General features: G+C 57.1%; 13 protein-coding genes. 6 read left to right on the forward strand and 7 right to left on the reverse strand.

The genetic code is table 11. The features are described from left to right. Window positions 1–84: 84 nt before the first annotated feature. The 4 genes from WG219_19385 to WG219_19400 all read left to right on the forward strand — a co-directional run bounded on the left by WG219_19385 (window position 85) and on the right by WG219_19400 (window position 4468). Entirely contained in the window at window positions 85–1668 is a 1584-nt protein-coding gene (locus tag WG219_19385) for a L,D-transpeptidase family protein (protein WXL25434.1), read from the forward strand. A 129-nt stretch (window positions 1669–1797) separates the two neighbouring features. Then, on the forward strand, window positions 1798–2718 hold the full coding sequence (locus tag WG219_19390; protein WXL25435.1) for an SPFH domain-containing protein: 921 nt from the start codon (window positions 1798–1800) through the stop codon (window positions 2716–2718). Between the two features lie 3 nt (window positions 2719–2721). Then, entirely contained in the window at window positions 2722–3168 is a 447-nt protein-coding gene (locus WG219_19395; GenBank protein WXL25436.1) for an NfeD family protein, read from the forward strand. A gap of 25 nt (window positions 3169–3193) precedes the next feature. Continuing rightward, window positions 3194–4468: an alpha/beta hydrolase gene (locus WG219_19400; GenBank protein WXL25437.1), complete on the forward strand. Its 1275-nt coding sequence runs from the start codon at window positions 3194–3196 to the stop codon at window positions 4466–4468. Window positions 4469–4531: 63 nt separating this feature from the next. Here WG219_19400 and gcvH read toward each other — a convergent pair whose 3' ends face one another. The 5 genes from gcvH to WG219_19425 all read right to left on the reverse strand — a co-directional run bounded on the left by gcvH (window position 4532) and on the right by WG219_19425 (window position 10769). Beyond that, a complete protein-coding gene (gene gcvH, locus WG219_19405) occupies window positions 4532–4915 on the reverse strand; it encodes a glycine cleavage system protein GcvH (protein ID WXL25438.1) in 384 nt (127 codons plus the stop codon). 153 nt (window positions 4916–5068) lie between these two features. Then, window positions 5069–6151: a glycine cleavage system aminomethyltransferase GcvT gene (gene gcvT / locus WG219_19410; protein ID WXL25439.1), complete on the reverse strand. Its 1083-nt coding sequence runs from the start codon at window positions 6149–6151 to the stop codon at window positions 5069–5071. 141 nt (window positions 6152–6292) lie between these two features. After that, a complete protein-coding gene (locus WG219_19415; protein WXL25440.1) occupies window positions 6293–7909 on the reverse strand; it encodes an iron ABC transporter permease in 1617 nt (538 codons plus the stop codon). Window positions 7910–8004: 95 nt separating this feature from the next. Next, window positions 8005–9006 carry an extracellular solute-binding protein gene (locus tag WG219_19420; GenBank protein WXL25441.1) on the reverse strand — a complete coding sequence of 334 codons (1002 nt, stop codon included), beginning with the start codon at window positions 9004–9006 and terminating at the stop codon, window positions 8005–8007. Window positions 9007–9119: 113 nt separating this feature from the next. Next, on the reverse strand, window positions 9120–10769 hold the full coding sequence (locus WG219_19425) for an acyl-CoA synthetase (GenBank protein WXL25442.1): 1650 nt from the start codon (window positions 10767–10769) through the stop codon (window positions 9120–9122). 235 nt (window positions 10770–11004) lie between these two features. Here WG219_19425 and WG219_19430 point away from each other — a divergent pair, with 235 nt between their 5' ends. Further along, window positions 11005–12915, forward strand: a complete 1911-nt coding sequence (locus WG219_19430; GenBank protein WXL25443.1) for a beta-ketoacyl synthase — start codon at window positions 11005–11007, stop codon at window positions 12913–12915. Window positions 12916–13169: 254 nt separating this feature from the next. On the opposite strand, the gene cysQ is transcribed toward WG219_19430, so the two are convergent. Further along, window positions 13170–13976, reverse strand: a complete 807-nt coding sequence (cysQ, locus tag WG219_19435; protein ID WXL28053.1) for a 3'(2'),5'-bisphosphate nucleotidase CysQ — start codon at window positions 13974–13976, stop codon at window positions 13170–13172. A gap of 23 nt (window positions 13977–13999) precedes the next feature. Beyond that, window positions 14000–14566 (reverse strand): ADP compounds hydrolase NudE, encoded by a 567-nt coding sequence (nudE, locus tag WG219_19440; GenBank protein ID WXL25444.1) that lies wholly within the window; start codon window positions 14564–14566, stop codon window positions 14000–14002. A gap of 192 nt (window positions 14567–14758) precedes the next feature. On the opposite strand from nudE, the gene yrfG reads away from it, so the two are divergent. Beyond that, window positions 14759–15421, forward strand: a complete 663-nt coding sequence (gene yrfG / locus WG219_19445) for a GMP/IMP nucleotidase (protein ID WXL25445.1) — start codon at window positions 14759–14761, stop codon at window positions 15419–15421. Window positions 15422–15439 lie beyond the last annotated feature (18 nt).

The following is a 15439-nucleotide window of genomic DNA, read 5'->3' on the forward strand; positions in this document are numbered from 1 at the left end:
TCCGATAGTGGACTAGCCCGTCTATACTGGATCAGCCTACCCTATTGGCAATCACGGCAGACAGCCAAGGATCGGAGTGCCAAATTGTTTAAAATTACAGCATTTTACCTAACGTTAACGGCTTCTATTTCTCCGCTGGTCGCGAATGCTGAAGCGACACAGTTTGCCGCCCCCAACGATCTGCGCCCGTTGCTTTCCCATCTAGCCGCACAATGCAGCCCCTTGCCTGCCAGCCTGAACGAAGCGGCATTGGCACAGTTGCAGGCCTTTTACCAACTACGTGAAGGTCAGCCTGCCTGGGTTAATGACAACCAACTGAACCAGCTGAAGGAACAGCTAAGTCAGTTGGCCGACGATGGCCTCAACCCTGCGGACTACCCTCAACCACTGCTCAGCCAGCACGCCACCGCTCACCCGGACTGTGCGGAAATCCTCACCACTCACGGCTACCTCCAGGCTTTACAGCACCTGCGTGGCGGCCGCATCAAGATCACCAAAGCCGAAAGCCTGTGGCGTACACCCAGCCTGCCACCCACCGACACCGGACTGGCCACGGTATCGCTGGCTATTCTGCATCTTGCCGAGCCGGCCCGTGCCTTCGCGGCAGCTCGCCCGTCAAGCACACGCTACTTAAGCCTGCGCAAAGCCTACGCCATTCAGCGCCAATTGCCAGTACGCGATTGGCCTACTCTTGCCAGCGGTAAACTGCTCAGGGCCAACGGTACGGACGAGCGCCTGCCGACGCTGCGCGCCCGCCTTGAAGCTGAAGGCTACCTGTCAGTCACCGAAGAACAACCCGGCAGCCTTTACGACAGCGCCACCCAACAGGCACTTGAACATTTCCAGAGTGCTCACGGCCTGAACCCAGACGGGGTGCTGGGCCCAGCCAGCGTGCGCGAACTTAACGTCCCGGCGCGGCAGCGTCTTGATCAACTGCGGGCCAATCTGGAACGACTGCGCTGGCTGGCCGACGATTTGAGCATCAGCAAAGTGGTGATCAATATCCCTGCCAGTGAACTGCAAATCGTTCAGGGCGACCAGATTGTTTGGCGTACGCGCACACAAGTTGGCCGTAATGACCGGCAGACGCCGCTGTTGCTATCCCGCCTGAACAGGCTGACTCTGAACCCCACTTGGACAGTGCCACCGACCATCCTGCGCAACGACAAACTTCCCGCCATCCGCGACGACATTAGCTACCTTTCACGGCATGACCTGACTGTGTTGGACCGCAACGGAGAAACCCTTGATCCGGCATTGGTAGACTGGGAAAACCCCGGCAACATCATGCTGCGCCAGGCTGCTGGCACGCGCAATCCGCTGGGGCGGATGGCCTTCCGCTTTGATAATCCCTTCTCGGTGTACCTTCACGACACCCCCAGCCAGAGCCTGTTCAGCAAGGCCCCCCGCGCCTTTAGTTCCGGCTGCGTCCGTGTCGAAGCGGTGGACACCCTGCTCAGTTGGCTGCTCAGCCCAACAGAACTGGAAGACGTAAAGTCGCGCATTGAGAGCGGCAAGACCCAGCAATACCGCCTGCAAGATCCCGCGGTCTTGCTAATGGCCTATTGGACAACTGAAGCCAACAACGACGGCGCCCTGACTTACTACCCAGACATTTATGAACGGGATCAGCAACTGATCAGCGCACTGGATGCCGGCCGGCACTAATGCCTCCTGCGCAGGCCCAGCCACTCAGGACATCAGTGATTGCAAGCCTTTCGGCATCTGGCCGGCTGCAATTATGGGTATAGTCCGCGTGGACAATCGCTAATAAACACCAGCTAGGGAGTCAGTTGAATGGAAGTCGGAAGTGTTATTTCACTTTTTGTTGTGCTCGCTGTGGTCATCGTCCTCATGGGCTTCAAGGTCGTGCCGCAAGGCTATGAATGGACCGTGGAACGCTTTGGCCGCTACACCAATACGCTTAAACCGGGCCTGAACATCATCGTCCCGGTGATGGACCGCATCGGCCGCAAGCTCAACGTGATGGAAAACGTGCTGGATATTCCACCACAAGAAGTCATCACCGCCGACAACGCCACCGTGCAGATTGATGCCATCTGCTTCTTCCAGATCATTAATACGGCTCAGGCCGCCTATGAAGTGAATGATCTCGAACATGCGATTCGGAATCTGGTGATGACCAATATCCGTACCGTGCTGGGCTCAATGGAACTGGATGCCATGCTCGGCCAGCGTGACGCCATTAACGAGCGCCTGCTGAAAACCGTGGACGAAGCGACTGCGCCATGGGGCATCAAGATCACCCGGATTGAGATCAAGGACATCAGCCCACCCGATGACCTGATGGCAGCCATGTCCGGGCAGATGAAAGCCGAACGAATTAAACGGGCGCAGATTCTTGAGGCTGAGGGCCTGCGGGCTGCCGCCATTCTGACTGCCGAAGGGCAGAAACAGGGTGACATCCTCAAAGCCGAGGGGCAGCGGCAGGCCGCCTTCCTTGAAGCCGAGGCCCGCGAACGCGCCGCCCAAGCAGAAGCGGAGGCCACCCGCGTAGTGTCCGAGGCAATCGCCAGCGGCAACGTGCAGGCGGTCAATTACTTTGTCGCGCAAAAATACGTGGAAGCGCTGGGCCAACTGGCCTCGGCCAACAACAGCAAAGTCATCCTGATGCCGCTGGAAGCCAGTCAGGTAATCGGCGCGGTTGGCGGCATTGGCGAAATCGTCAAAGCCACCTTCAATGACAAAAAGGGCTAAGCCATGCTCAGCTACCTGCAACAGCTGACGTACTGGGACTGGCTCGGACTCGGCATCTTACTGCTGATTCTGGAGGTGTTCGGTGCAGGCGGTTACCTGCTCTGGATTGGCTTGGCAGCCGCCTGCACCAGCCTGCTGAGTTTTGTGTTCCCTGACCTGAGCTGGGAGGCGCAGTTCAGCCTGTTTGGTCTGATCGCCATCATCACCGCCGTTTTCTGGTGGCAGCGCCAGCGGAAGTCTGTCAGCACCAGCGCTCAACCAGGCCTGAACCAACGCGGCAGTGAACTGATCGGCCGAACCTTTGTGCTGCATGAGGCCATCATCGATGGTCGCGGCAAGATCAAGGCGGGCGATACCTTGTGGCTGGTGACCGGGACCGATGCTGCTGCAGGCCAGAATGTGAAAGTCATTGGTCAGGATGGCGTGTTGCTTAAGGTCATCCCGGAATAACAGCCTGCCGCGTCAGAGCCCAAGCATGAACCTCAAACACCTGCTGCTGTACGCAACACTTCTGATCAGCAGCGGGTGCAGCTTGGTTAAGCTCGACCGGGAAATGCAGCAGGCCCACCAGCACCTCGTGCTAGTCAGCGGTCAATTGCAGAACAGCGTTGACCACCGCAGCGCGCTGGTCGCCCTGCTGGATGCCGATAACAAACTGATCGCCTACCGCATCGCCTCGCCAGACGAGGTGTTCTATTTCATCACGCCACCCGGCGCTTATCAGCTGCTGGCCTTTGATGACCGCAACAACAACTTCGTGATTGATACCGATGAGCCCCGCCAATGGATCACCGAAGCCAAAAGAACACCACTCACCGTACAACCGTCAGATGCAGAGCGCAGACAGCTTGGCCACCTCAATGAACTCAACTTGCCCGCGGAGGCATTAGGGGCAGCACCTCAACTGGACCTCAGCTTGGAAGAGGTCTATCAGGAGCACCCTCGCTTCCAGCGCAACTACCTGCAAACAGTCAGCCTGGACGACCAGCGCTTTGATGCACTAAACACCCGCAAAGGTACCTGGGAGCCCGTCAGTTTTATCAACGAGCTGGGCTATGGGCTGTATTTGCTGGCGCCCTGGGATGAGCAGAAAGAGCCCGTAATCATGGTGCACGGCATCAATTCATCTCCCAAGGATTGGGCCTGGTTGGCAGATAAACTGGACCGTGCACGCTTCCAACCGGTGCTGTTCCATTATCCGGGGGGACTGCCGCTGGATAACAACGCCTACATGCTGAGCATGGCCATCCGTGACCTGCAATTGCGCCATAAACCTAAACGCCTGCACGTGATCGCACACAGCATGGGCGGTTTGGTGGCGCGCAGGGCGTTGCAACAGCTGAGTGATGAGTACAACCAGTCGCTCTGCCTGTTCGTCACCCTGTCTACACCGTGGGCGGGGCATCCGATGGCAGCGGCGGGGGTGCATGATGTGCCGCTGGATATTCCCCTGTGGCGCGACTTGTCCCCTGGCAGCCCGTTCTTGCAGCGGCTGTTTTCTCAGCGTTTGCCGGAGCATATCCGCCAGTGGCAACTGATCAGTTACGGTGGCAACCGACAATTATTGCCCCAGCCGAACGATGGCGCGGTACCGCTGGCCAGCGAGCTGTACCCGCCAGCGCAGGATGAAGCCGATCGGTTATATCTGCTGGATGATAGCCACGCCGGCATTCTTCAAAGTGAGCGCAGTGCCCTGCTGATCAAACGCGCCTTTGAAAGTCTGCCCCGCAAAGGCTGTAAGCCCGATTAACGTCTGGCCCACGCCCATAAACAACAAAGCCCTGCTATGCAGGGCTTTGTCTGTGATCTCAGATCACTCGTCAGCAGCGGCTTTGTAGCCTGCTGCATCCAGCAGCTTGTCCAGCTCGCTGGCATCAGTCGGCTTCAGCTTGAAGAACCAGCTGGCGTAAGGATCGCTGTTTACGCTCTCCGGGCTGTCGGCCAGGGTTTCGTTGATGGCGATAACCTCACCACTCACAGGCGCGTAGATGTCAGATGCGGCTTTAACCGACTCCACAACACCGGCTTCCTGGCCAGCATTCAGGGTTTTACCGACCTCTGGCAGCTCAATGAACACCACATCGCCCAGCGCTTCCTGAGCATGATCGGAAATACCAACAGTAACGCTGCCATCAGCTTCAAGGCGCGCCCACTCATGGCTGGCGGCGTAACGCAGGTCGGCTGGAATATTGCTCATGTGTCGCTCCTTATCTTGCAGACGGCCACGGCGCCGTCATGGAAATTAAACAGGCCGTAGCCTTTGCAGCACCTCAGAACACAACTGTGACGAAGGCACTGTCGAAGCATGTCATTAATGCACGCCATTACGCCACTGGCTAGGCGTTATAAGTCAAATCAGCGTCTTGCCATGACGGACAAATGTAGGCTTCACCACACGTACCGGGAACCACTTGCCGCGAATTTCCACTTCAGCACGGTCGCAGGTTCCAACCGGCACGCGCGCCAATGCAATCGCTTTACCAAGCGTAGGCGAAAAACTGCCACTGGTGATTTCACCTTCGCCAACCCCATCAATCCGTACCACTTGATGGGCGCGCAGCACACCGCGCTCCTCCAACACCAAGCCTACAAGCTTGCTGTCGACACCGGCCTCTTTCTGTTTCAACAGAGCATCGCGACCAATAAAGGTGCGCTCCTGAGGCTCCCAAGCAATCGTCCAGGCCATATTCGATTGCAGCGGCGTGACCCGCTCATCCATGTCCTGTCCGTAGAGGTTCATACCCGCTTCAAGGCGCAGCGTGTCCCGAGCGCCAAGACCGATGGTAGGAATGCCCGCCCCAACCAGTTCGTTGAAGAAATCTTCAACCTCTGTCGCGGGCAGCATGATTTCCAAACCATCTTCGCCGGTGTAGCCGGTACGGGCGATAAACCACTCGCCATCGGAGCGACCTTCGAACGGATTGAGGGACTGAATCAGCGCGGATTGGGTCTGCGTTAACAGCTCAACTGTTTTGACCCGCGCATGGGGGCCTTGAATAGCCAGAATGGCCAAGTCACGACGCTCACGCAGCTCCACATCAAAATCAACGCTGTGCAAGCGCATCCAGGCCAGGTCTTTCTCCCGCGTGGAGGCATTAACCACCAGGCGGTAGCCAAAATCGGTCAGGTAAACGATCAGATCATCAATGACCCCGCCCTGCTCGTTAAGCATGGCGCTGTAGAGCGCCTTGCCAGGTTCCTGCAGCTTTGCGACATCATTGGCTAACAAGTTTTGCAAATAGGCTTTGGCCTGAGCGCCGGTGACATCCACAACGGTCATATGGGAGACGTCAAATACGCCGCAATCACGGCGGACTTGATGGTGCTCCTCAACTTGCGACCCATAGTGCAACGGCATATCCCAACCGCCGAAGTCGACCATCTTCGCACCCATAACAATATGCAAGTTATAGAGTGCTGTTCGCTGTCCCATAAGTATCTCCTTGCGGGCTTGGCTACACAGCGGCGACCTGTAGGAATTTCCTCAACTTTGAATAAGAGGAAGCTTAAGTTGGTCGCTGCAAATGGCGCGCATTGTACCGGCTGATCAGATGGCGGTCATCCGCCACCTGGCTTATCCAATCCGACGTGCTGAACGCCGGATCAGCAGGATCACCGGCAACAAACCCACCATAACCAAGGTCAACGCAGGCAATGAGGCCCTGGCCCACTCTCCCTCACTGGTCATTTCGAATACCCGAACAGCTAAGGTGTCCCAGCCGAACGGTCGCATTAACAGGGTTGCCGGCATTTCCTTAAGCACGTCCACAAACACTAACAATGCAGCTGTCAGCACACCCGGAACCAGCAAAGGCAGGTAAACCCGCAAGAACAGCGTGACCCCGCCCACACCTAAACTGCGGGACGCCTCAGGCAACGAAGGGCGAATCCGCGCCAGGCTGTTTTCCAACGGCCCGTAGGCAACGGCCATGAAACGAATCAAATAAGCCAGAATCAGCGCACCAAGGCTGCCCAGCAGCAAGGGCTTGCCTGCGCCGCCCAACCAACCGGAAAGCGGTATGACCAGTTCGCGGTCCAAATAACTGAATACCAACATGATGGCGACTGCCAGCATCGAACCGGGCAAGGCGTAACCCAGATTTGCCACACCCACCGATGAACGCATCAAACGGGTTGGGGTCAGGCGGTTACAGAAGGCTAAAAGCAGCGCCACACTGACCGTGATCAGTGCTGCCATCCCGCCGAGATAGAGCGTATGTAGGATCAGCTCTTGGTAGCGCTCGTCCAGATCGAAGCGGCCACGCTGCCAGAACCACACCAGCAATTGCAGTAGCGGAATCACGAAACCGCAGGCAAAGACCAGACCACACCAACCACTAGCAGCCCAGGCCTTGATGCCGCGCAAGTGATAAAGCGCCTTACCCCTTGGGCGTTCATTGGTGGGGCGAACAGCACCACGGGCACGGCGTTCCCCATACAGCACCAGCATCACTGCCAGCAGTAGCAGACTGGCCAGTTGCGCGGCGCTATTGAGGCTGTAAAAGCCATACCAGGTTTTGTAAATGGCATTGGTGAAGGTGTCGAAGTTGAACACCGCCACCGCACCGAAGTCCGCCAACGTCTCCATCATCGCCAGTGCCAGACCGGCGCCAATGGCTGGGCGCGCCATAGGCAGCGCTACGCGCCAAAATGCACGCCACGGGCTCAGCCCCAGTACCCGAGCCGCCTCCATAAGGCCCTTACCTTGAGCCAGGAAAGCATTGCGCGCCAGCAGATACACGTACGGGTAAAACACCAGCACCAAGACAATAATGACCCCTGCAGTGGATCGCACTCTGGGGAAACGTATGCCCGTCCCAAACCACTCTCGCGCCAGCGTCTGGACCGGGCCGGAAAAATCCAGCAAGCCGACAAATACAAAGGCCAGCACATAGGCAGGAATAGCAAACGGCAGCATCAGCGCCCAGTCCAACCAGCGTCTGCCTGGAAACTCACACAGACTGGTCAACCACGCCAGGCTGACGCCCAACACCGTGACGCCAATACCCACCCCAACCAGTAGAGTGACGGTATTGCCCATAAGCCGGGGCATCTGGGTGTCCCATAGATGGGTCCAGATTTTAGTGTCGATGTCGTGCCAACTGAGCAAAAGCACACTGATCGGCAACAGAACCAACAACGCCGCTATAAAGGCGAAGGGGTACCAACGACGCTGAGCAGGATGGGCCACGCAAACTCCTAAAGACGGTCACTGAGCAGCTAAAACACAACGCCCCGGGCATGCCGGGGCGCTGAGTATAACCGTTGACCAGTACTAGAACCGAATCAGTTCCAGCCTGCTCTGTCCATCAACATAATGGCTTCAGCCTGACGCTTGCCCGCCACTTCAATGGCAATGCTGTCAGCCTTGAACTCGCCCCAGGACTTCACTTCGTCCGAGAATGGCACGTTCGGGTTGGCCGGGAACTCTTGGTTTACCCCGGCAAAAATACTTTGTGCTGGCGGGGTGGTCATCCACTCCAGCAACTTCTGAGCAGCTTCGGCGTGGGGTGCGTACTTGGTCACACCAGCACCTGCCAGGTTCACGTGAGTACCACGATCACCCTGGTTAGCCCAAAACGGCTTCACTTTCAGGTCTGGGTTCTGCTTGTGCAGACGGCCATAGTAGTAGGTGTTGGTAATGCCTACGTCACACTGCCCGGCGTCAATCGCTTGCAGCAGCTGGGTGTCATCCGAAAACACATCAGTGGCCAGGTTGTTGACCCAGCCCTTAATGATTTCTTCAGTCTTTTCTGCGCCATGGGTTTCAATCAGGGTGGCAGTCAGCGATTGGTTGTAAACCTTCTTACTGGTCCGCAGGCACAGGCGACCTTCCCAGTTGGCATCCGCCAGCGCTTCATAGGTAGACAGTTCGCTGGGCTGAACGCGCTCAGTGGAGTAGAAAATGGTGCGCGCGCGCAGTGACAAACCGGTCCAGCTATTGGTGCTGGAGCGATATTGCGGCGGAATATTGGCCTCAATCACTTCAGATTTGATCGGACGCAAAATGCCTTCCTGCTCAGCCTGCCACAGGTTACCGGCATCAACGGTGATCAGGATGTCAGCTGGCGTGTTCTCGCCTTCAGCCTTCAGACGAGCAATCAGCGGAGCTTCTTTGTCAGTGATGAACTTGACCTTCACGCCGGTCTGTTTGGTGTACTCATCAAATACCGGCTTGATCAGATCATCAATGCGCGAGGAGTAGATCACGACTTCTTCGGAGGCCTGAACTGTTCCAGCAAGTGTGGACAGGGTAAGTGCAGCTAAAAGGCGTTTGCTTGCCGACATCTAAACGTGCCTCCAACATAAAAACAGGGGCTAAATAGTAGTGAATAGCATTTCGTTTAACAACTGAAAGCCACCACAAACTATTACAGCCCCTGCCCTTCAGACCGCCAGAATCAGGCTACTGACGTCTGCTGTGCCAGCTCTCTGGCCATCTCACGCAGAACAAACTTCTGCACTTTGCCCGTGCTGGTTTTCGGCAGTTCGGTGAACACCACGCAACCTGGAACCTTATACCGGGCGATGTGCTGCTGGCAGAACTCAATCACTTCTTTTTCACTGAGCACTGCCCCTGGCTTACAGGTTACGAACGCACACGGCGTTTCACCCCAGCGCGCATGTGGCATGGCCACAACGGCGGCTTCCAAAATCAGCGGATGACGGTACAGAGCATCTTCAACTTCGATTGAAGAGATATTCTCACCACCGGAAATGATGATGTCCTTCGAGCGATCCTTAATCTCGACGTAGCCGTCTTCATGCCATACGGCCAAGTCGCCGGAATGGAACCAGCCACCTTCAAATGCTTCTGCCGTCGCGCTCGGATTCTTCAGGTAGCCCTTCATCACGATATTGCCGCGCATCATGATTTCGCCGATGGTCTGACCATCCTTTGGCACCGGCTGCATCGTATCCGGATCTGCCACCATCAGCCCTTCCAGCAATGCCGCACGAACGCCCTGACGGGACTTCAAGCGGGCACGTTTTTCCGGGGTCTCAGCATCCCACTCGGTCTTCCACTCGCAGGCCACGCTCGGGCCATAGGTTTCAGTCAGGCCGTAGACGTGAGTCACTTTGAAATCCAGGGCTTCCATGGCCTCAATGACCGAAGCGGGTGGCGCAGCGCCAGCCGTCAGCACTTTCACGGGCTGAGTTTTGAGCGCTTTAAGATTGTCGTCAGCATTGGCCAGCATGTTCAGCACAATCGGCGCACCACAGAAGTGGTCGACCTTATGCTCAGCAATGGCGGAGTAAATCGCATCGGCGCGCACATGACGCAAGCACACGTTCACCCCGACATAGGCAGCCATCGCCCACGGGAAGCACCAGCCGTTGCAGTGGAACATCGGCAGTGTCCACAGATACACCGGAAAACGGTTCATGTCCCAGCACAGGCCATTGGACAATGAGTTCAGGTGCGCACCACGGTGGTGATAAACCACACCTTTCGGGTTGCCGGTAGTGCCGGAGGTGTAGTTGAGGGAAATCGCTTGCCACTCGTCGGCAGGCATCTGCCACGGGTAATCCTCGTCACCTTCTTGGACCAATTCTTCGTAGGTCATCTGGCCGATCAGCTGGCCGCCCTGGTACTCAGGATCATCAATACCAACAATCAGCGGACGCTTAGGCAGGTGACTGGTCGCACGCTGAACCAGCTCACCAAATTCCTTGTCTACGAGCACAACCTTGGCTTCACCGTGTTGAAGGATGAAGGCAATCGCCTCGGCGTCCAGACGGGTGTTAATGGCGTTCAGGACCGCGCCGCACATCGGAATACCGAAATGGGCTTCGAACATAGCCGGGCCGTTTGGCGCGACCACTGCAACGGTGTCCCCCAAGCCAATGCCGCGTTTAGACAGTGCAGAAGCCAGACGGATGCAGCGCGTGTAGGTCTGCCCCCAGGTCTGACGCAGGGCACCGTTCACCACGGCCAGGCGTTGTGGATAAACATTGGCTGCGCGCTCCAGGAAACTCAGAGGGCTCAGGGCCTGAAAGTTGGCCGCTTCGCGAGGCATACCAAATTCGTAGGGGTTTACGTTGTGCATTGTTCTTCTCCAGCAAAACTGTGCAAACCGTATCAGTTGAGCGGTTCCGACGAACTTCTACCTTCGTCGCAGCCCGTGACTTACAAGTCATAAAATTCGTCTGCATAGGCATCCAAATGTCAAAATGGGTGCCAAAAGGGGGAAATTAGCCTCGCTAATGCGCCCAGGGCATAAAAGCAAGCTGGCATAGATTCATCTGAGCTTGTCTGCCGTTATTTATTGAAGGAGTGATCGAGTGACCTCTCGCCTGCCTGTAATTGTTGGTTTTGGTGGATATAACGCTGCAGGGCGCAGCTCCTTCCACCATGGTTTCCGCCGTACCGTGCTGGAATCCATGGACAGCCTTGCGCGTCAGCAGACGTTGGCCGGTCTTGCCCAGATGATGAAACTGGTGACCGTTGTGGATGGCGAATACCGCGACGAGAACGACCAGCCGGTAACGCTTGCTGAAATCGACAGCCGCTATGCCGAACAAATTCTGGCAGGCACCCTGGTACGTCGCCTTGAAGCTCAACACCTCGATCCTGATGCGGCCTTCTGGCAAAAAAACATCAGCATCAGCCCCAGCGAAGGCAGCTCGATTAGCTTTGTCACTCAGCGCAAGCAACTGCCTGAACCGCTGCCGGAAAACTGGTCGGTTCAAGAGCTAAACGCCAGCGAAGTTCAGGTCACCCTGCATGACAGCTGCGACTTCAAGGTCAACAGCTACCGCCCGCTTGCAGTGAAATCCGCCGGTCAATTGCCGACCGGTTTCGAACCTGCCGAACATTACAACTCCCGCTTCCACCCGCGCGGTCTGGCTATGACCGTGGTCGGCGTCACAGATGCCCTGCGCTCGGTAGGTATCGAGTGGCAGCAGATCGCTCAGCAGCTTGCCCCTGATCAAGTCGCCGTATTCGCTGGCAGCGTTATGAGCCAGCTGGACGATAACGGCTACGCAGGCATGATGCAGTCGCGCCTCAAAGGTGGGCGTGTCACCGCGAAACAACTCGCCTTGGGCCTGAACACCATGCCCGCGGACTTTATCAACGCCTACGTGCTGGGCAGCGTCGGCACCACCGGTAGCATCACCGGCGCCTGCGCCACCTTCCTGTACAACCTGCAGAAAGGTGTTGAGCAGATTGCCAGTGGCAAGGCTCGTTTGGTTATCGTCGGTAACAGTGAAGCGCCGCTGACTCAGGAATGCATCGAAGGCTATGGCGCCATGGGCGCACTGGCCACTGAAGATGGCCTGCGCCAGATCGAAGGCAAAGACGATGTGGACTTCCGCCGCGCCAGCCGCCCGTTCGGTGAGAACTGCGGTTTCACCCTGGCCGAAGCCTGCCAGTTTGTCGTGCTGATGGATGACGAACTGGCCCTGCAACTGGGTGCCGACATCCACGGTGCGGTGACGGATGTGTTCATCAACGCCGACGGCTTCAAAAAATCCATTTCCGCCCCTGGCCCAGGTAACTACCTGACCGTGGCCAAGGCCGTTGCCAGTGCCGTGCAAATTCTTGGCATTGACGCTGTGCGCGAGCGCAGCTTCGTCCACGCCCACGGTTCGAGCACCCCGGCTAACCGCGTAACTGAATCGGAAATCCTTGATCGCGTTGCCAGCGCCTTCGATATCAGTAACTGGCCAGTAACCGCTGCCAAGGCATTCGTCGGCCACTCCCTGGCCACTGCCAGCGGAGATCAACTGATCTCAGCACTGGGTAGTTTCAAGTACGGCATCATCCCCGGCATCAAGACCATTGATGCGGTGGCGGATGATGTGTTCCAGGATCACCTGAGCATCTCCACTCAGGATCGCACGTTGCAACCGCAGCAGCTGGATGCCTGCTTTATCAACTCCAAAGGCTTTGGCGGCAACAACGCCAGCGCCGTAGTACTGGCTCCGCACGTGGCTGAGCGCATGCTGCGCAAACGTCATGGTGAAGCAGCCTTTGCCGATTACGTGACCCGCCGCGAAGTCACCCGCGCAGCAGCGCAGGCTTATGACGAAAAAGCCCTCAAAGGCCAGCTGGATGTGATCTACAACTTCGGCAATGACATGATCAACGATAAAGAAATCGAGATCAGTCAGGAGCAAATCAAGGTCCCAGGCTTCGAGCAGCCGCTGGTGTACAGCAAAGACAGCCGCTACAGCGACATGATCGACTGATTTGGGTACAGCCCCTTGAAATTGGGCTGTGCTGCTCACCTAAGAAAAATGCCGTAGTCCTGCCGAGGGCTACGGCATTTTTGCTTCAGCTATTAATCGTGCCGATCAACCTGAAGCCGTGCCAACACATGACGTTTGTCAGACCTGACTCAACCTGTAGAAAGGAATTTCCCCCTCTTCAAAGGGGTTCCGGTCAGAAGCGGAGCTCACTGTAGCAGCGACGTCAGTCGCGAACCTGCACGAGCACATCAGGCTCAGGCCAAACAACGGGCCAGTGCAATCAGATCCGAGCGCCATGCAGCCGATGCAGGCAACGCCAAAAAGTAAGGATTAAGCAGCGACTCGCGGGCTTCATAGGTCAGCGTTTCACCTTGCAAGGTCAGCACCTCACCGCCTGCGCCCTCAAGCACACCTTGCGCTGCCGCTGTATCCCACTGGGATGTCGGAGCCAACCGTGGGTAGCAATCAGCTTGGCCCTCAGCCAGCAGACAGAACTTAAGGGAGCTGCCTATATTGGCTAACTTCAGCTCGCCAAAGCGTTCGGCGAGACCTTGAAGCAGGCTTTCTTGTTGCGGGCTGGAGTGACGCTTACTGGCCACCAGAGTGAAGGCTTCTGCCGGAGCTTCACGCACCAAGATCGCCTGTGGCTCGCCAGCGGCCTCACAAACAAATGCGCCAAGACCAGCACCACCGTAATAGCAGCGACCAGTGGCTGGAACGCCAACCACGCCAAAGACCACGCGCCCCTGCTCGATCAGAGCAATATTTACGGTGAACTCGTCAGAGCCGGAAATAAACTCCTTGGTGCCGTCCAGCGGGTCGACCAGCCACCAGCGCTGCCATTGCTGACGTTCGCCGAGGGTAATGTCCGCCGCCTCCTCTGACAGCACCGGCACGTCTGGCAGTAATGCACGCAGCCCGGCGTCGAGAATGTGGTGGGCTGCCATATCTGCAGCGGTCACGGGTGAAGCATCGGCCTTTTCCAGCACCTCTACGTCTGCACGCCAAAACGGCAGGATCGCAGCCCCCGCCTCGCGCACCAGCGCCACCAGCGCACTCACCTGCTGGGCATTGAGAGGTGTGCTCACAGGCTGAAGCTCCCACGTTTAGTCAGCAGATCGCGCACTAGGTACAGCGCGGCCAGTGCGCGCCCCTCCGTGAATTGAGGGTGTTGTACCAACTCGGCGAGGTCGCGCAGGTTAACCCGATCCAAGCCCATTGGCTCCGGCTCATCGCCCGGCAAACGCTCTTCATACAGGTCCGAGGCCAGCACCACCTGGATTTTCTGACTCATATAGCCCGGTGACAGGCTCAGCTCGGCAATAAGCTCGAGATGGCGTGCGCCAAAGCCTGCCTCCTCTTTCAGCTCACGGTTGGCAGCGTCCAGCACATCCTCACCCGGCTCAATCAGCCCTTTAGGCAGCGACAGTTGGTAGTCGTCCGTGCCACCGCAATACTCCTCAACCAGCAGGGCATGCTCGGCGTCGGCCATGGCCACCACCATCACCGCACCATAACCGCTCCCCTTACCCACGAGGCGCTCATAGGTGCGCTCCACGCCATTGCTGAAACGCAGTTGCAGCTCTTCAACCCGAAATAAACGGCTGCTGGCAACAATTTCACGGGCAAGGACTGTGGGCTTCTGGCGCATGGTACTGCTCCTGGGTAAGACAGAACGGGCTATCATAACGCGGCTTAACCGATTATCTGCGCCTGAGATGACATGAAATTTTCAGGACGATAGCACCACATACTTACTCCTAGGCCAAGGGTGTTATCCCCATGAAAATGCGTCACCTATCCTGGACAGATACGCCCCGGCTCACCGATCGAAGACCACCACATGCCTGCTTTGCCTTGGAATGACATAGACACCGTCCTGCTGGATATGGACGGCACCTTGCTTGATCTGCATTTCGACAACCACTTCTGGCTGGAACACCTACCCCAGCGCTATGCAGAACATCACGGTATCAGCCGCGAGCTTGCCGATGCAGAACTGATGCCGCTGTTCCGTGAGCATGCAGGCAAGCTGACTTGGTATTGCACCGACTTCTGGAGCCGGGAACTCAACCTGTCGATTCGCGACCTCAAACGCGAAGTGGCGCACCTCATCGCACTGCGCCCTGACGCAGACACCTTCCTCGCTGCCATCCGCAACGCGGGCAAGAAGGTCGTACTCATCACCAACGCGCACCGGGATTCACTGTCACTGAAGATGGAGCGGGTTGAGCTGGCACCTTTCTTTGACCGCCTGATCAGCTCCCACGACTACGGTTTCCCCAAAGAGGACCAACAGTTCTGGCATGCCCTACAGGCCGACTTTGCGTTTGAGCCCGGCCGCAGCCTGTTCATTGATGACAGCCTGCCGATTCTGCGCAGCGCGGGACAATATGGCGTTGCACACCTACTCGCCATCCGCCAACCGGATAGCCGTGGTGCGTTAAAGGCAACAGAAGAATTTGATGCAGTAGAAGACTACCGCCAACTGATTAGCGGTTTATAAGGCGAGAAAGCAGGCGGA

The sequence above is a fragment of the Pseudomonas mendocina genome (assembly GCA_037482215.1).
Classification (GTDB): Bacteria; Pseudomonadota; Gammaproteobacteria; order Pseudomonadales; family Pseudomonadaceae; genus Aquipseudomonas; species Aquipseudomonas mendocina_E.